Here is a 19716-nt window from a genome sequence, read left to right as displayed (position 1 = left end):
TTCATGAAGTTATATTTTTACTGTTTTATTTCATTTATTGTTTAAGCGGAATTCTTTCTATGTATTTAAATGCTAGTATTCGTATGATTTTTGGCGTGCTACTCGTTTTAGGATGCTATTTTATAATGAGAAATTTATTGGGGAATACTGAAATAGTGGTACTTGAATCATCTATTGCTTATGTAGGAATAGTATTTAATGTTGTAAGTCTACTACTCTATATAATCGGTTTACAATACTTTAGTTTATACGGTGGAGAAGAGAGAGAAATTTTTGCTGGATTATTAGTTGATAGAGGATATCCACGGTTAATTGGATTGCTAGATGATCCTAACATTTTTATTTTCTATAATACAATATTTTTTATGTACTATATGACGAATTTGCAAAATATCACTAACATCTTAGGGTTAATTTTATGTGTTACGACGAGTCTATTAACCTTTTCAAGAGGGGGAATATTAGCGCTTGTGCTTGTCATTTTTGTATATATATGTATGTCTAGTTTCGCTAAAAAAATAAAAATAATTATGAGTTTAGTATTGTTTAGTGTAGTTATTTTTAGTTTATCGAATAGTGTAATGGGGGGCCAATTAGATGACATATTAAATAAACGAATTTCTGATTTTTCCCATGATAATGGAAGTGGTAGATTTACATTATGGGAAGCTGCTTTTAAATATTATTTATCCAATCCATATATCGGAATTGGTGCGTTTAACTTCTCGAATTATTATGAGTATCAATTTAATGAAAAATTATATGTACACAATACATTTTTAGAAATTTTGTCTGAGTCGGGTACAATTGGTTTTCTTCTATATAGTGCGTTTTTATTCATATTAATGTTTAAGTTAGCGCAGCATACTTTGTTTCGTGAAAAACCATACCTTCTATTGACTATGATTGCATTTTTATTTCAGATGATGTCATTGTCACTCATTATTAACGAAGCGTTCTTTTTATTTTTAGCAGTTGTTGTGAAGTATATTTCAATATATGAAGGAAGGGGAAAGATAGATGGTAAAATGTCTATCAGCACATAATAAGGCGCCTCATGTTTCTGTAATAACACCTTCTTATAATAGTAGACGATTTATAGGTGAGACAATTTTATCTGTACAGAATCAATCGTATGAAAACTGGGAAATGATTATCGTTGATGACTGTTCAACCGACCAATCTGCGGCAAAAATTAAAGAGATAATAGAAGGAGACTCACGTATTAGGTTATTATCATTAAAAGAAAATGTTGGTGCTGCTAAAGCTCGGAATTTAGCGATTCGAGAGGCGAGAGGAAGGTACATTGCCTTTTTAGATAGTGATGATATATGGTTGCCACATAAATTGAAGACACAATTGTTATTTATGGAAGAAATGAATATTGCTTTTTCATATGCGTCGTATAGTTTAATTGATGAAAATGGTAATGAATTAAATCGCGAAGTGAGTGTACCAAAATCTGTTGACTATCATTATTTAGTAGGAAATACAATTATCGGGTGTTTAACGGTGATGATTGATCGTGAAAAAATTCCGTATGTCGAAATGCCTAGTGTACAGCCGGAAGATACAGCGTTATGGCTGAACTTATTACATGAAGGGCATGAAGCAAAAGGGATACAGCAAGTATTAGCGAAGTATCGAATTGTAGCAAATTCTGTTTCGAGAAATAAAGTTAGAGCAGCTTTTCGGTATTGGAAATTATTAAGGGACCAAAAAAGTCTTAATACAGTGCAAAGCTTTTACTATTTTAGTAAGTATGCTTATCATGCTTATAAAAAAAATAAAATCAATGTAGTTGGGAAGACGCAATTATGAATATACTGTTGATGACTGATAAATTGATAACTGGCGGAGCCGAAAATTATTTCTGTAAATTAGAAAATAATTTGCATTATGAGGATTTTAAGATTTATACAGCTGCAGGTGATGGAGAACTATATGAATCCCTTACTAGAAAAGAAAATTTTATCTTACTTAGTCGATGGAATCATTTGAGAAATATTTATTATTTACGAAACGAAATTTGTAAACGAAAGATAGAACTTATTCATGCAAATAGTTTGCGAATGGTATTATATGCTTTTCTACTTCAAAAGTTTATTAAAAAAAAGATGAAAATTGTTTATACGAAACACAATGTAACGATATTAGAAAAGAAAATGCCAACGCTTTTTCGGTATTTCATGAATAAATATGTGAACAATATTATTACAGTAAGTGAGTTTGAAAAGAACAATTTAATTTCAATTCATGTAGCAGAAGAAAAAATAAATACAATTTATAACGGTGTTGATATTGAAAAGTTTTTATTCCAGCAGAAAAAGAAAGAATCTACATATAAAATAGGGATATTAGCTAGATTATCCAAAGAGAAAAACCATCAACTATTTGTCAAAATTGCAAATGTATTGAAAAAGAGAAATGATTTTATGTTTTATATTGCTGGTGATGGACCAGAGAAAGAATCGATTATGAAAGAAATAGAAAAATATGGATTGCAGCAAAGGGTGAAGATGCTAGGGAATATTTCAGAGCCGCATAAGTTTATAGGGAATATGGACGCCTTACTTTTATTATCTTTTCGTGAAGTGTTTCCAATGGTAGTAATTGAAGCGATGGCTACAGGGACACCAATTGTTTCAATAGATGTTGGTGGAATACATGAAGCGGTAATAGATGGAGAGTCAGGTGTTTTGATATCTGAATATTGCGAATCAGAATTCGCAAGTGCGCTTGAGGAACTACAAGGGAATGAAGAAAAGGTAACTGCTATTAGATTGAAAGCACGAGAGAAAGCAATGAGATATTTCTCGTTAACTAAAATGATAGAGGAAACGAAAAATATATATGAATTAAACAAATGACCGAGTAGGTCGTTTGTTTTTTTTATTATAGAAACTTTTAAGAGACAACTCACATATTATATGAAAAAGGTAATATGAGGAGTGAATTTATTTTGTCAGAATATATTTCATCCCAAGAAGATTGTGCGCCAGAAAGTAGCGTTCATATTGATTGTTTTGGCGCAGTTCCAAACTCGGGAAATGATAGCTCATTAGCAATTCAGCAAGCTATTGATTATTGTGTAGCGAATCGAATTTCGACGGTTAGAATTACAGGGATAAATACGTACAAAATTGTAAAGCCGATTGTTATTAAATCAAACGTAAGATTAGAGTTGGATCCTACCGTAACACTGCAAATTGATGGGGATTTTAATGCATTTGAGCTACAAAGTAACGCTTCGATAGTTGGTGGTACTCTTCAAGTTATAAATCCATTGTTTCAATCTGCTGTTATTTATGTTTCTGGTTCACAACAAATCGAAGTACCTAATCAATCTGTTATATCAAATATAAATATAATAAATACAACTCCATCGTATAAAGGAAAAGCTATACATTTTTATTGTCAAAAGGCATGGGATTTTATTAGTTTCTTTCAAGTTAAATTTATTCAAATTAAAAACTTTCAAACTGCAATACATTTGAAGACAGAATATATAAATGATATCAATACACCTTGCTGGATTAACGCCAATGTATTTCAATCTATATTTATTGATGGATGTGTGTATGGGATTGAAGTAGATGGAAATAGTGATTTGCCAAATGAAAGTTCAGGAAATACGTTTCATGATATTCAAGTGCAATGTAGACAACAAACGGAAAAAGTAATTCGTTGTTCAGGTGCGTATAATACATTTGATTGTATGATCTGGGATACGTACCGGATGAGTAGTGAACAAATTGTTATTGAATTTTCTTCCAATTCTCATCGTAACTACCTTTTTTCAAATCTGCTTTCGACAACTATTGTAGATAAAGGACAATACAATGTTTGTAAGTCTACTTATGAAGAATCCCTACGAATTCAGTTACCTTTGACGTTAAATAGACCTCATTTAATAGGAAATCAAGATGATATTTTAGTAAATGCTCAGCAGAAATATAACGTTAAGCAAGTAAGTGGAAAAGTGCCGTACGGGGGAAATCTCACAAATTGCTTTAATTTAATAGATGAACAAAGTGTAAACTATATTGACGTTCCAGATAGTAATCCAGTTGTAATTGAAATGGATTTTACGAAAAAACCAATACAAATGTTAAATTGTTTTGGAATGTATTTTGGATGGGGAGAGAGCCCAAAGAAAATTAAAATTGAATATGCATTAAGTGCAACTGGAAGTTGGGTTATCGCGTTGGATGTTCCATTAAATGTTGGCGATACAATTATATCGAATATGAAGGCCAGTCAGTTATATAAAGTTAGAATTACATTAAGTGGTTATTCTCAAGATCATAAACGTTTTCGAATTAATCGTATCTTTGCAAGATCTTCTATGGAAAATGGGAGTGCTTGGTTAGCGACGACTGGCGGAAGAATGTTTGGAGATATTGAAATAGAGGCAAGTAAAGGTATAATCATGAAGACTGCTAGTGGAGTGAAATGGAAAGTTACTATTAATGAAGCTGGCCAACTTATTACGACTAAAATAACTTGAGATGGTGTTTAATCGTATATCATTGGACGAGTTACAACGTAGTGGAATATAGGTAATGAAAAAGAGATTGTAATTTGGTTTCAACCAAACTACAATCTCTTTTTTGTTTCAATTACTTCCACCAAATCCAAGTCCAAAGGTAATTTCGTACATTTCGAGGAGTAATACGAATGAAGCGCTCACCGTCAAAGAAGCAATTTAAATTTGGAAGTGTTTCATCTGGATTTTCTGAAACAAAGGTGACGATGTTTTCGTTACTTGTAACGGTTACTGTAATTGGTGGGTCGGTAGGTGAGACTTGAAGTTGTAACGAAATATTGGCTGTATTTTTAAATTCATTATTAACAGGTGGACTTATTACTTGTACTGTGAATAACACGATAATTGTTTCGTTTGGTTCCAAATTAGTAGCGACTAGGAAACCGATATTCGGATTCGCTAGTGGAGAGCGTTCACCGTTAATAAAGACAGTGCCGTTTATAAATTGTAAACCTGCTGGAATAGTATCTTGTAATGAAATATTTGAGAGTGAAATTTTGGAAGTATTTGTAATGCGCACCGTGTAATCAAAATATTGATTTAAATAAGCAGAGCTGACGGAAGCATTTTTCGTGACTGTTGTAGTTATAAATTGAACTGGTATACGAACGATATTTGAATTAACAATGAAAGTAATAATTGGATCCTGTGGTGTCAATTGAAAGGCAGCGGTAACTGTTGCAGAATTTATAATTGTACTGTTTGAAGGAATAGAAGTTACGAGGACTTGAAATGTTATAGTTGCTACTGAATCTGCAGGTAAAGAGCCGATATTAATACCAGTGTCTGGACGAACATTTGGAACGGGAGTACCGTTAATTGTTACGCTGTTTTCTATAAATGTTGTACCAGCTGGAATTGTGTCTATAACAGAAGTGCTGATTGTCGGAATTGGGGAGTGATTAAATACCGCTAATGTGAATGTAATGATATCTCCTATAACGACAATAGATTTGTCAGCTGTTTTTTCAATGCGAACCATCGGATCAATAACTGTCGTTGTAACGGTATTTGTTTGTTTTGTAATTGTAATAGGTGGTTTTGTTGGATCAATGATAACGGTATAGGAAACAGAAGCATCATTATTAATTGTAGATTGAAGAGTAGAAGAAGATATTGTCACTTGGAACGTAATAATAACAAATTCATTAGGAGCAAGATTTCCTAACGTAATACCATTTTCAGGATTCTCATTAGGCTGATTGATTCCGTTAATCGTAACACTACCAGCAACAAAAGTCGTATCTATTGGTACGGCGTCTATGGCAAGAAGGTCTTCAATCGTTACATTACCGCTATTCGTAATCGTAATTGTATACGTTAAAGTTTGACCAGGTAAGGCGTTTGTTACATCAGCAGACTTAAAAGCAATGACATTATCATTTTGGACAGTAGTTTTGACAGTATTTGTTGTAGTCGTATTTGTAACAGGTACGTTATTTGGGTTGACTATATAGTTAAAAGTAGTAATTGCGTTGTTGTTTAGTTCATTTGGTGTTGGAATAGAAGTCACAGTTACTTGGAATGAAACGATAGCATCTCCACCAATAGTTATAGTACCAATTGGTATGCCGCTTACTGGATTCACTCCTGGAAGAGTTTCTCCGTTTACAATGACGCTATTTTCTATAAACGTAGTACCTTGAGGAATAATATCTTGAATGATTACATCATTTACTGCAACATTACCGGTTTGATTTAGTGTAATCGTATACGTTAACGTATCACCAACCGTTGCAAATGCAAGGTCAACAGCTTTATTACTATTCAAATTCGCATGATTAATTTCTGTTAAAGCAGCTGATGAAATAATAGTTTCGGTAATAGGTGGTCGATTTGGTACCGTGTATTCATATTCAATTGTACTCGTGTTAGAGATTGGATTTGTTTGTGGAATCGAAGTAACCCGTACTTGGAATAGAATGGTTGCTGTCGTATTAGGCGGAATGTTATCAATTTGTATACCGTTAAGTGGATTGTCATTTGGCCGAGCGTTGCCATTCACGATAACACTATTCTCTATAAAGCTCGTATTTGCTGGGATGATATCTGTAACAATAATGTTTTCGACTTGTATATTTCCGTTATTTATGATGGAAATTGTATAAGGGATGATAGTTTGTAAGTCAGCATATTGGATAGGCGTTGTTTTTGTCGCAATTACATTAGCAGAAATAACTTCAGTGAAGGTAATATTGCTAGTCGATATTTGTTCTTCCACGTTTATTGTATAACGAGAAGTTGATTGATTTTGAACATGGCCGCTAGCAGGAAGAGCTACGACGGTAACAGAAAATGTGACTGGGATAGAAATATTAGGAGCAATCGTTCCTACAAGTATACCTACACTTGGGTTGGCGTTAAGCTGAGGAATGTTATTTACTAAAACGCTACCGTCAATAAAGGTTGTTCCATCAGGTATATTGTCTGTAAATACAACAGTAGTGGCATCCGTATTCCCTGTATTCGTTAAAGTTGTTGTATAAGTTAAAATGTCACCAATTGTTACAGAGGTCAAATCAACAGTTTTAAGTGAAATGATATCAGCATCATTAATTTGAACGAAAGTAGTATTGGAAGTAGTAGATTTTTGAATTGGCGCAAAGTCAGGATTGAAAATAAAGTCGTAAACGATGTTTGCAGTATTAGGTGTTGGATTTACAGCAGGTAAATTCGTAACGGAAACTTGGAATGTTATTGTAGCCATTTGACCTGCTGCGACATTAGGAATGGAAAAGCCGATATTCGGATCTGCTGCAGGAAGTACAGTATTGTTAACTATTACACTTCCTGGAATAAATACTGTTCCATCCGCTATAGTATCTGTAAAAAAGATGGAGTTAGTTGTAGTCGATCCATTATTTTGAATGAATACTGTATATTCAATGGTTTCATCAATGTTAGCTAATACAGTATTAGCGGATTTTGTAGCAATAAGAATAGCATCAATAAATTGTATATTTGTACTATTGGAAGAGGTTGTTTCTGAAATTGGTGGTCCGCTTGGGTCTGGTCGATACTCATAGTGAATGACGGCGATATTATTAATGTTATTTTGTGGCGGTATAGAGACTACGCTTACTTGGAACGTAACAATAATCGTATTATTTGGAAGAATTATATCAAGATTAATACCGGTAATTGGATTTTCGTTAGGTCTTGGTACGCCATCTACAAGAATGCTATTTGGAACGAATGTGGTGCCAGAAGCAATTGCGTCAAGTAGGAGAGTATTTGTAATAGGTATTGTACCGGCGTTTGTAACTGCGACTGTATATGTGATGATTTGACCGATACGTGTAATGGATCTGTTAGCGGATTTAATTGCACTAACATTTGCCGTTCGCACTTCAGTATTTACTGCATTTGATAACGATCTACGCTGAATAATTGGAGAACTAGGGTCAATTTGGTATTCGTACGAAGTGTCTGAAATATTAATGACTGTATTGCCCTCTGGTATATTTGTAAGTTGTACTTGGAATGAAATAGTGACTGTTTCATTTGGTTGTATCGTGCCGAGAGTTACTCCGTTTTCAGGATTAGCGCCAGGCTGAATTACATTATTTATTGCTAAGCTATCTTCAATAAATATAGTACCTTCTGGAATGTTATCAATGAACACGGTATTGTTAGCTGGAACGGTTCCTATATTTTGTAGTGTATTTGTGTAGGTAATAATTTGCCCGATTGATGCGAAAGTTACATCCGCGCTTTTAACAGAAATAATATTTGCGTTTTGAAGTGATGTTGTAACAATGTTAGAATTTGCAGAGCGATTCACTGGTGGGGCTGTAGGGATACTTACATATTGGTAAGTTGCTGAAGATTGATTTACAATTTCGGTTTCAGTAGGTGGATTATTTGTTTGCACTTGAAATAGTATCGTTTTGGAACTGTTAGCTGGAATTGTTCCAATCGGTATTCCGTTTTCAGGATTTACACCTGGCTGAAGGACACCGTTAATTGTGACACTATCGGGAACGAATGTAGTCCCAGCTGGGATAGAATCTGTGAAAACAATATTTATTGCGTCAACATTACCGATATTTTTCACTTCAGAAATATAAAGTATAGTTCCGCCAATATCTACAGTTGTTGGATTGGATGTTTTTGTAATTGTCAATTGTGCTTGCACGAAATTTGTAATGACGATATTACTAGTAGATGTTTCAGTAATAGGCGATTGCCCTGGGTCTGGTTGGATTGTATATGTTGTATTGGATTGATTTGTAATCGATTCTCGCGAGAATGAATCTTTAATAAGAATTTGGAACGAAATAAGGTGAGTAGCGTTTGCTGCTAAGGTAGGTAAAGTAACACCTACATTTGGATTGGCACCAAGTATAGTTGTTCCATTAAGTGTAAAACTATTTTCTACGAATGTAGTATCTTGGGGAATCGTATCTGAAAATATGAGATTCGTAGCTGGAATATTTCCGGTATTTTCTAGTGTTATTGTGTAAGTCAAAATATCACCTGTTGTTGTTTGAGGTGCATTGACTGCTTTTAAAGAAAGGATAGTTGCATCCGAAATTTGTGTGAAAGCAGGATTAGACGTAATTGTTCGAGAGATGATAGGAGCAGTTGGATCGGCGATAAAAGTATAGTCAATACGGGCTGTATTAGAAATTGGGTTCACGCTTGGTATAGATTGAACGATAACCTGGAATGTTACAGTGACGATTTCTGACGGTGTGATGGAGTTTAATGGTATTTCTACGTTAGGATCGGCACCTGGAACAGAAACACCACTAATGGTAACGCTATTCGGAATAAATGCAGTTCCTTCTGGGACCAAATCTGTTAAAGTAACTGTATTTGCAGTAGTATTTCCGTTATTTTGAACGACTACTGTGTAAGTGATTGTACCGTCAGTAGATTGTACGAGAGAATCTGTACTTTTAATTACGGATAACGATGCATCAACAACAGCTGTATTAACCGTATTAGACGAGGATGTTGCTGTAACAGGAGGTTGACTTGGATCGACAATATACGTGTAACTTGTAAGTGCTTGATTTATAATCGCTCCTTGCGGTGGAATAGAACTTGCAAGAAATTGGAACGTAATAGTAGCGGAATCACCTGGTGCGATAATACCAACTGGAATACCGAGAGTTGGACTTGCATCTGGAAGTGAAATCCCGTTGAGCGTAACACTATTTGGAACAAATAATGCTCCTTCAGGAACTCCGTTAATGAGTAATACAGAGTTTGCAGGGAAGTTTCCAGTATTCGTTAATGTTGCTGTATACGTAATTACATCCCCGATAGATACAATTGAACGATTTGCTTGTAAAACAGTTGTAACAGTCGCGTTATTAATTTGTGTTGAAGCGCTATTAGAATTTATCGTGCCTGTAACAGGAGGAGAGGCCGGATCAACGATGAATGCGTATTGAATAGATGCTACGTTTGTAATCGGATTTGAAGGTGGAGTAGATGTAACTATGACTTGGAAAGTAACGGTTAAGGAACTACCTGCGCTAACTGTTCCGATATTCACTCCGTTATTTGGATTTGCGCCTGGAATGGTACTTCCATTTACAGCAAAACTATTTTCAACAAAGGTCGTTCCAGTTGGAACTGGGTCTGAGAAATTTACATTCGTAGCGTTTGTATTGCCGTTATTTTGAATCGAAACTGTATAAGTGATCGTATCTCCAATATTTGCAAAGGCTGTATTAGCAGTTTTTACAGCTGAAAGTATGGCTGTATTAATAGAAGTAACGAAGACATTCGTTTCCACATTGCCAGGCTGAGCCAGTAATGCATTGCCTACGTTATATTGGAAGTTAACAAATCCTAAGTTTTGGAGTTCAGGTGTGAACGTTGTTGGATTACTTACGATTTGTACTTGGAATATGATTGTAACAGTTTGATTTGGACTGATTGTATTTATGCCAACACCGTTAATAATCGAAGCGGATGGTAATGGAGTGCCATCAACAATAACTGATCCTGCAACAAATTGTGTCCACGATGGTAAAGGGTCTGAGAATATAGCGTTGTTAGCAGGAATATTGCCTGTGTTCGTAATAGTCGTTGTATACGTAATCGTATCACCAATCGTTGCAAAAGTTTTATCTCCTATTTTAATAGTATTTAAAATAGCACTTTCAATTTTTGTTGTAACGTTGTTAGAAATAATATTTTTTGAAACTGGAGGATTAGCTGGATTAACGATATGTTGAAAGCTAACGCTAGCTTGATTAGTAATTGGATTTATAGGCGGAATTTCATTGGCGATAATGTGAAATGCTGCGATGACAGATTCGTTTGGCGCGATATCACCGATTGGAACGCCTGTAATGATATCTGCATTTGGGATGCTAGTTCCGTTCAGTGTAAAGCTATTCGGTTCAAAGGAAGTTCCGTCTGGAATAAGGTCGGTAAAAATAACATTCGTTGCACTCACATTTCCGCTATTTGTAATTGTAACGGTGTAGGTAATATCCTGCCCGATATCTACCGTAGATACATTTGAATTTTTTTGTGCAGTAAGGATAGCGCTATTAATTTGTGTTGTCGTTGTATTAGATTGATTGGAAGTTGTAATAGGTGGCTGGCTAGGATCAACGACATAATGATATGTGGTAGAAGCAGAGTTAGAAATGGGATTAAGTGTTGGAAGTGTAATAACAGTTGCTTGGAATGTAACGATTGCCGTATTACCACCATTAATGGAACCAATATTTACACCAGTTGATAAATCGGCGTTTGGAATGGTTTGCCCATTAGCTGTGAAACTATTTGGAACGAAACTTAAATTGCTATCAAGAATATCGATAATAGTTACATCAGTTGCGGTCACATTCCCGGTATTAGGAAGGTTAAGTGTAAATGTTATTGTATTACCAATGTCCGCAAAAGTAAGATTTGCTGTTTTTGTGGTAATAATAGTTGCGTTGTTTATTTGAAGAAGTGTAGTGTTGGAAGTAGCTGCACTCGATGCCGGCGGATTACTTGGATTAACAGTAAACTCATACGTGGTTGATGCTGTATTTGGTGCAGGGTTACTAGGAGGAATGCTGTTCACTGTAACTTGAAAGACGATACTATATATTTCATTTGGTGGAAGTGTTGCAAGTAATACACCTGTATTTGGATTCGCGTTAGGTTGTAAAACACCATCGACAGTTAATGTGTTAGGAACAAATGTGAGTCCACTTGGTAATGCATCTGTGAATACAATATTAGTTGCATCGGTATTGCCTATATTGGTAATAGAAGTAGTATAAAAAGCAGTTTGCCCGATATCTGCAAAGGATACACTTTCATTTTTCGTCATAGATAATATGGCTTCTTTAATCTGTGTTGAAACAGGATTACTAATTGAAGTTTCTGAGTCAGGTGGTGAGACTAATTGATACGATGTTGATGAGAAATTTACAATTGGGTTTTCGGTTGGTAATGATGTAACAGTAACTTGGAACGAAACTGTTACTGTAGTCCCGGCTGTTATTATCCCAATATTCACACCGTTCGATGGATCCGCCTCACTTTGAGGAACTCCATTAATAGAAAATGTGTTTGCAATAAATGTAGTTCCACTTGGCACGGTATCTGTGAATATAACATTTTGTGCAGATGAGTTTCCATTGTTTGTTAAAGCGACAGTATAAGTGAGTGTGTCTCCAATACGACTAAAGGATTTATCGACTTGTTTTAATGAAAGAATGTTAGCTGTATTAATCGTAGTAAACACTGTGTTTGAAGTAACGTTTCTTGAAACAATAGGTGCATTGGGATCAGCGATAAATGTGTAAGAAGCAGTAGCGGAATTGGCAATAGGATTTTGAACAGGGGTAGAAGTAGCGGTCACTTGAAATGCTATAGATATTGAGCTGTTAGGGGCAATTGATCCAATCGTTATGCCTGTATTAGGATTCAATCCAATTTGTGTGAGTCCATTTATTGTAACGCTATTAGTAATAAATGTTGTACCATTTGGTATAAGATCCGTGAAAGTAATATTAGTTGCATTTGTATTACCGTTATTCGTTAAAATTGTCGTATAGGTTATGGTATCGCCTAGTGTTACAAGGGTTTGATCGACCGATTTTACCATCGTTATCATAGCATCTAATACAGGATTTGTAGCAATATTCGTTGAAGTAGAGGTAGTAGCAGGAGCGCTGTTTGGATTAACAGTATAAGAATATAAAATTGTGTCATTACCCATAATTGAACTGGAAGGGGGAACAGAAATAACATTTACTTGGAAAGTAACAGTTACTGTTTCACCAGGAGCGATATTTGGTATGTTTACTCCAAGTGCTGGTTGCGCACTAGACTGCTGAACGCCATTTATTGTGACTGAATTTGGTATAAAGGTAGTGCTAGCTGGAATAGCGCTTGTGAAAGTAATATTCGTTGCGGCTGTATTTCCGGTATTTGTAATAGTAGTTGTATACGTAATCGTATCTCCAACTGAAACGATAGATTTATCAGCACTTTTTTTGGTTGTTAAAATTGCGCTATTGATAGTTGTCGAAACTGCATTAGATACATTTGTTTGTGATACGGCAGGTTGGCTAGGATCGACCACATGTGCAAATTGTACAGAGCTAGAATTAGAAATTGGATTTATACTTGGAATGTTTGTAACAAGTACGTTAAGAGTAATCACGGCCGTTCCATTTGGGTTTATATTTCCAATCTGAATTCCGTTAGCTGGATTTCCGATTTGCTGTGTACCAGAATCGTTTGTAAGAGTGCCAGATATGAATGTCGTTCCATCAGGTAAAGTATCCGTAAAAATTATATTTTGTGAAGTGACATTTCCAGGGTTACTTAATGTAATTGTATAAGAAATTGTATCGCCAATTGTTGCGAAAGTTTTATTTACAGATTTGATTGCCACAATTTCCCCAGAATTTATTTGTGTCGAAACTGGATTGGACGTCGTACTTCTTGAAACGAGTGGTAAGTTTGGACCTGTCATAAATTGATAATTAATGGAAGCGCTGTTTACAACCGGTGAGTTTGGTCCGCCTGGTCCAATTGTGAAAATTGGATTTGGAATGCTAACTACTTGCACACGGAAGGTAACGTTTATAAAATCTCCAGCAATAATATCCCCAATCGGTATCCCATTCGCTGGATTTACTCCAGGCAATAAAACTCCGCCTACTCGAACGCTATCTTCTATAAATACTGTGTTATTTGGAATCGGATCTGTAAAAATGATATTCGTAGCAGTTGCGTTTCCTATATTATCCAATAAAACAGTATACGTTAAAAATGAATTTCCAGGTGCTACGTCAGAAAATAGTCGATCTACACTTTTCGTTGCTTGAATAATCGCTTCGTTAATTTGAACTAAAGTTGGATTACTTGTAGCTGTTTCTGTCACCGGCGGCTGGGTAGGATCAATAATGATCGAGTATGTTGTGCTAGATTGGTTCAAAGTTGGGTTTGTAGCTGGTATTGAGCCAACGATAGCTTGAAAGCTAATTGTTGTCGTTCCTCCAACTGGAATTGAGTCTAAAGAGATTCCGCTATCTGGTCTAAATCCAAGTTGTGGGATTGTATTAATTTGTACGCTATCAGGAACGAATGAAAGTTCAGGTGGTAATATATCGATAAAAACAGGTGTGTTTGCTGAAGTATTTCCGCTATTGGTGAGGATAGTTGTATACGTAATTGTATCTCCAACAGCAGCAAAAGCACTGCTTGCAGTTTTTGTTGCGATAACGGAAGCAGTATTTACTTGTGTAAAAGTTTTATTAGATTGAACTGTTCGTGAAACTGGCGGTTCATTTATATCTACAATAAAGCTATATTGAAGCAATGATTTGTTCGGGATTGGATTCGGGTTTGGAAGTGTTGTAATGTTTACTTGAAAACTGAGTGTAGCAGATGCATTTGAATTCAAGTTACCAATATTGATACCGTTTTGTGGATTTGCATTAGTAATAGTTGTTCCATTTACCGTAAAACTATTTGGAATAAACGTTGTACCATTTGGAATTACATCTGTAAAAATAATATTGTTTGCGGTAGTATTACCGGAATTAGTAATGGTAGAAGTGAAAGTAAGTGTATCTCCAATAGTAGCGAATGTTGAATTGACAGTTTTATTTATAGAAAGAGTAGCATCAATAATTGGAGTAACCGTTGTATTCGTAATTGTACTATTGACGGCAGGTGATTGGTTGGGATTCACGGTATATTCATAATTTACAAGAGCATTATTTGTTAATGTGCCACTAGGTGGTATCGCTAAAATTTGTGCTTGAAAAGTAATAAATACAGTATCCCCTGGCGAAATATCTGCCAAGTGAATACCAAGTGATGGATCTAATCCTGGTTGTGGGACATTATTGATCGTTACGGAGTTTTGGATAAATGAAGCTCCTGCACCAAGCCCATCCGTTAAAACAGTCGCACTAGCAGGAGTATTACCTGTATTTGTTACTGCAATCGTATAGGTAACGATATCGCCAATTGCAGCTGTCGGTGTATTCACAGACTTAGTAGCGACAATAGTAGCGTTATTAATTTGAGTTGTTATTACGTTACTTAACGTATTGGCGGATGCTGGAGGTAAGTTAGGATCTACGACGTACTGGTACGTTGTATTGCTTTGGTTCGGGAGTGGATTTGGATTCGGGATAGAATTTACTTGTACTTGGAACGAGATGAGCGTATTTGCATTCGGATTTATTGGATCAATGGCAATTCCACTTGCTGGATTTACATTAGGCAGTGTATTCCCGTTTACAGTAACACTATTAGCAATAAATGATGTCCCGTTTGGAATTACATCTGTAAATATTACATTTGATGCAAGTGTGTTCCCGTTATTCGTTAAAGTAGTCGTGTACGTAATAATATCATTTACGTTAGCAAACTGTTTATCTGCAGATTTAGTAGCGGCAATTGAGGCGTTATTAATAGTTGTCTGTACAGTGTTAGAAGCAACCATCTGCATCACAGCAGGTTTGGATGGATCATACGTATATTGGAATGTTGTGCCTGATTGATTTGTAATTGGATTTACAGCAGGGATAGTTGGTACAAAAACTTGGAATGCAACGGTGCGTGATGAATTCGCTCCTATTGTACCAATTGAAATGCCGGTAGCAGGATTTGCGTTAGCTACAGGGACATTATTAATCGTTACAGTATTAGGAATGAAGAGGGTACCCGCTGGAATGATATCTGTAAACGTTACATTAGCAGCAGGGATATTCCCGTTATTTGTTAAAATAGTCGCATATAGTATGACATCACCAACATCAGCGAAGTTTGTACTCGTTAGTTTTGTAGCAACGATATTAGCAGTATTAATTTGTGTAGTTACTATATTGCTAGCAGCGTTTCTAACAAGAGCAGGTAAATTTGGATCAGCGATAAAGCTATATTGAAGTGAAGCGCTGTTTTGAATTGGGTTTGGTGAAGGTAGCCCATTTGCACTTATTTGAAAAACAATCGTTGTAAAACCACCTGAAGGAATGGAGCCGACTTGAAGACCGGTACTAGGGTCTGCACCTAGTTGTAAAGCACCACCTATAAAAATACTATTTGGTACGATTGTGGTGCCATTAGGGATTATATCGGTAAAAATAACATTATTTGCTATAGTATTTCCAAGATTAGCTAAAGAAATTGTATATGTGATTGGTTGCCCGACATCGGCGATAGTTAAATCTACTTCTTTGACAATCACTACATTTGCTAAATTAATTTGTGTACTTACAGTGTTACTTACAGATGTTTCTACAGTTGGTGGATCGCCCGGATTTAGAATAAAACTATACTGTGTACTAGATGAATTTATCGTTGGGTTTTGTATTGGTAAAGAGGTGACGGTTACTTGATAAGAGACGGTAAGTGAGCCGTTAGCAGCAATGGAAGGTAGTGGAACACCTATATTTGGATCTGCGTTATTTTGGAGTACACCATTAATAAGAAAAGTGTTTGGAATAAAGGTAGTACCGTCTGGATTCGTATCTACGAAAGTAGGACTATCAGCAGAAACACTTCCTGCATTCGTCAAAGTAACAGTATAAGTTAATATATCTCCTACGGTAGCGAACGCTCGATCCACTGTTTTGGCTGAAATGACATTTGCATCGTTTACTTGAGTAAATGTAGTGGTTGAAGTAGTGTTCTTACTTACAGGTGAAGCGTTTGGATCAACAATAAAGTTATAGGAGATGGAAGCGCTATTTGAAATAGGGTTTGGATTTGGAATGCTAGTTATTACTACTTGGAATGAAGCTGTAATTGTAGTATTAGCATTGATGCTACCAATATTGATGCTAGTTGGTGTAACGCCTGGTTGAGTAACACTGTTAACTATAACGCTATTTGGTACAAAGGCGGTTCCATTCGCAATTGAATCGGATAGTAATACATTGTTCGCTGCAACATTCCCATCGTTAGTAAGAGCGAAGGTGTAAGTTAATACATCGCCAACTTCCGCAAACGTTTTATCTACAGATTTATTAGCATGGAGATTTGCTAGTCTAATTGTTGATGTAACAGAATTAGAATTTGCTGTCTTTGAAGTCGGTGGCAAATTTGGATTTACAGTATATAGATAAGAAGCGAAGGCATTATTAATGATAGGATTTTGGGTCGTAATATTGATGACTGTTACTTGGAAAGAAAGGGTAAAAGTAGCCCCGCCAGGAATTGTACCGATAGGTAAAGCGACGAGAGAATCTACATTTTGCAAAACTCCGTTTAGTGTTACAGTACCAGGAGTTAATATCGTTCCATTTGGAAGTGGGTCTGTTAGTTGAACGTTATTAGCGGCCGTATTTCCACTGTTTGTAATAAGGATTGTATAACTTATCGTTTCGCCAATTGTGGCAAATTGTTTGTTAGTTGATTTTGTTAATGTTACATTCGCATTGTTAATTTGAGTGGAAACGAGATTAGAAGAAATGTTTTTTGTAACGGGTGATTGGCTAGGGTTGACGGTATATTGATAAGAAGCACTTGATCCGTTAGATACGACATTTGACGCGGGTATTGTATTTACTACTACTTGAAATGCAACATTTTTTGTTGTGCCGCTTGGGATGGATCCAATATTCACGCCGTTAGCGGGATTTGCGCCCACTTGTGTCGTGCCATCTATTGTTAAACTGTTTAGAACGAAAGTTGTTCCAGTAGGGATGACATCTGTAAAAATAACATTGTTCGCATTTGTATTACCTGTAGCTGTAAAGGAAACGGTGTACGTTAGTGTATCACCAATATCTGCAAAATTTTTATCTACTGCTTTCGTCATTGTTACAGTAGCATTATTCACTTGAGTGGAGACAATATTTGTCTTATCAGTCCCACTTACTGCTGGTTGATTAGGTACAGGAATGTATTGATATGTTGTTGTTCCACTATTTAATATTGGGTTTGTTTGAGGGATAGAAGGAACGAGTACTTGGAATGAAATAGTAGTAGTGGAATTTGCGGCAATTGACCCAATTGATATACCATTAGCGGGATTTGCTCCAGCTTGAGTAACTCCGTTCACAGTTACACTCCCTGAAATGAAAGTAGTCCCGCTAGGAATCGGATCCGTATATATCACATTCGTTGCAGCGATATTTCCTATATTAGCTAAGGCAATACTGTAAGTTAATGTTTCACCAATATCGGTAAAAAGTTTGTTAACTGATTTTGTTCCATTAATATCTGCGAGGTTAATTTGTGTTCCAGCAGAGTTGCTTGTTGCAAGACCATTAAAAGTTGTTCCTCCGGCGATTGGTGTATATTGAAATGTAATATTAGCAGTGTTAGAGATAGGATTTTGACTTGGAAGAGAAACGACAGTAGCTTGGAAAGTTACTGTACGAGAAGCACCATTATTAATTGTTCCAAGAGATATACCAGCCGCAGGATTTGCATTTGTTTGTGGTACGTTATCTACTGTTACAGTGCCGGGTATAAAAGAAGTACTGCTAGGGAGACTATCTATAAAAATAGCGTTATTGGCAGGAAGAAGCCCGGTGTTAGGGATAGTAACTGTATAAGTGAGAATATCTCCAATTGCAGCAACACTTTTATTCACGCTTTTCGTCGCTTGTATATTTGGTGAGTTTATATTAATTTGTAAGCCTACTGTATTTAACATATATGCGTCTCCGTTAGTAGTTAAACGGATTGCGGCGGATACTTGTGAGTTTGTTAAATAAGGAGAAATATCAATGGAAGTAATGTCCCAGCCCTGTCTTCCTGCGGAGATGTTTGTACTTGTAGAAGCACTTTGATTTCGCGTTCCAAATGTCCCTGTTGTATCTAAGTTTCCTGCAGCATTATTAACTTGAGAACCGAAGAAATTATTTATAGCATTGTTTGGTCCAGATAAAGCATTTAATGAACTGAAATTTGGTCCAAATAAAGCTTGATCCCCGGTTAAATCTGCATCTCCTTCGGTAGAACTTAAAAATAATCTCCCGCTTACTGGTCCTCCTGAAGGTGTTAAAAATCCAGAAACAGATACATCGGCACTACCAGTTTCTGCAGAAACACGGTTACCAGCTACATAAATGGTTAAGTTTCTTGCTGGCAATGTCCCGTTTTGATAAGCGACGATAAGTGTCCATCCAGCCGAATTAATTGTTCCATTAGAAGCATCTATAGGATCTACAAGTCCAGGAACCGCTCCTGTAGTATAGGAACCAGCACCTCCCGCTTGAATAAGAGTTGTTACGTCTGCTGAACGAGTGTAAAAGCCAAATGTAATAGAGTTTGAAACGAAAGTTTGATTTGAAGCCGTAACAGCTGAAGGAGTAATCGAGTATGTTGAAACAGGTGTTGTAAAAGAAACTGGGTTTCCTAATACACTTGTAATGTTTTGATCACGAGATAAATAGTTTCCACCCCAAACGAGTTCTGCGTAAAGAATAGTACTACCAGCAGGGATATTTAAAATAGCGGTAGAACTATTTTGTGTATAGTTTAACGTTGTACCAGCAGGAAAAGTAGGTACTTGTAAAGCAGTATTTGTAGTTGCAAATGCACCAATTGCCCCGATTGTACCAGCACGGTTTTGATTGCTGATCTTACTTAAGCCTAAAGTATTACCTGTAATAGCGAGTGCGCCGTTAGTGGTGGTAGAAAATCGATTCGTAATGGGCATGTTGTCACCTCATTTCCAATATAGTCTTGGTCAAAATAGGATATGTGTGTGATAAATAAAT

At 36.0% G+C, this 19716-nt stretch carries 5 protein-coding genes; 4 read left to right on the top strand and 1 reads right to left on the bottom strand.

Going from position 1 to position 19716, the window contains the following annotated elements; genetic code table 11:
• The 4 genes from ACQGSG_RS13710 to ACQGSG_RS13695 all read left to right on the top strand — a co-directional run.
• On the top strand, positions 1 to 1046 hold a 1046-nt coding region (locus ACQGSG_RS13710; RefSeq protein WP_426947504.1), incomplete at its 5' end, for an O-antigen ligase family protein.
• Positions 1021 to 1821 (top strand): glycosyltransferase family 2 protein, encoded by an 801-nt coding sequence (locus ACQGSG_RS13705; protein WP_098280585.1) that lies wholly within the window; start codon positions 1021 to 1023, stop codon positions 1819 to 1821. The genes ACQGSG_RS13710 and ACQGSG_RS13705, both read left to right, overlap by 26 nt.
• Positions 1818 to 2870, top strand: a complete 1053-nt coding sequence (locus ACQGSG_RS13700) for a glycosyltransferase family 4 protein (protein WP_193417769.1) — start codon at positions 1818 to 1820, stop codon at positions 2868 to 2870. Before ACQGSG_RS13705 ends, ACQGSG_RS13700 begins: the two co-directional genes overlap by 4 nt.
• Positions 2871 to 2962: 92 nt before the next feature.
• Entirely contained in the window at positions 2963 to 4510 is a 1548-nt protein-coding gene (locus tag ACQGSG_RS13695; RefSeq protein WP_000006054.1) for a hypothetical protein, read from the top strand.
• Positions 4511 to 4622: 112 nt separating this feature from the next.
• Here ACQGSG_RS13695 and ACQGSG_RS13690 read toward each other — a convergent pair whose 3' ends face one another.
• Positions 4623 to 19655 carry a beta strand repeat-containing protein gene (locus tag ACQGSG_RS13690; RefSeq protein ID WP_426947502.1) on the bottom strand — a complete coding sequence of 5011 codons (15033 nt, stop codon included), beginning with the start codon at positions 19653 to 19655 and terminating at the stop codon, positions 4623 to 4625.
• Positions 19656 to 19716: the final 61 nt, after the last annotated feature.

It is taken from the genome of Bacillus sp. GMa5/1, assembly GCF_050172015.1.
Classification (GTDB): Bacteria; Bacillota; Bacilli; order Bacillales; family Bacillaceae_G; genus Bacillus_A; species Bacillus_A cereus.
Note: the sequence above shows the minus strand (reverse complement) of the source record. Positions and strands in the feature narration are given on the sequence as shown.

Bases quoted from the DNA above. Each gene is read 5' to 3' on its own strand.
- ACQGSG_RS13705 (WP_098280585.1), top strand. From the start codon at position 1,021: ATGGTAAAATGTCTATCAGCACATAATAAGGCGCCTCATGTTTCTGTA.
- ACQGSG_RS13700 (WP_193417769.1), top strand. From the start codon at position 1,818: ATGAATATACTGTTGATGACTGATAAATTGATAACTGGCGGAGCCGAA.
- ACQGSG_RS13690 (WP_426947502.1), bottom strand. From the start codon at position 19,655: ATGCCCATTACGAATCGATTTTCTACCACCACTAACGGCGCACTCGCT.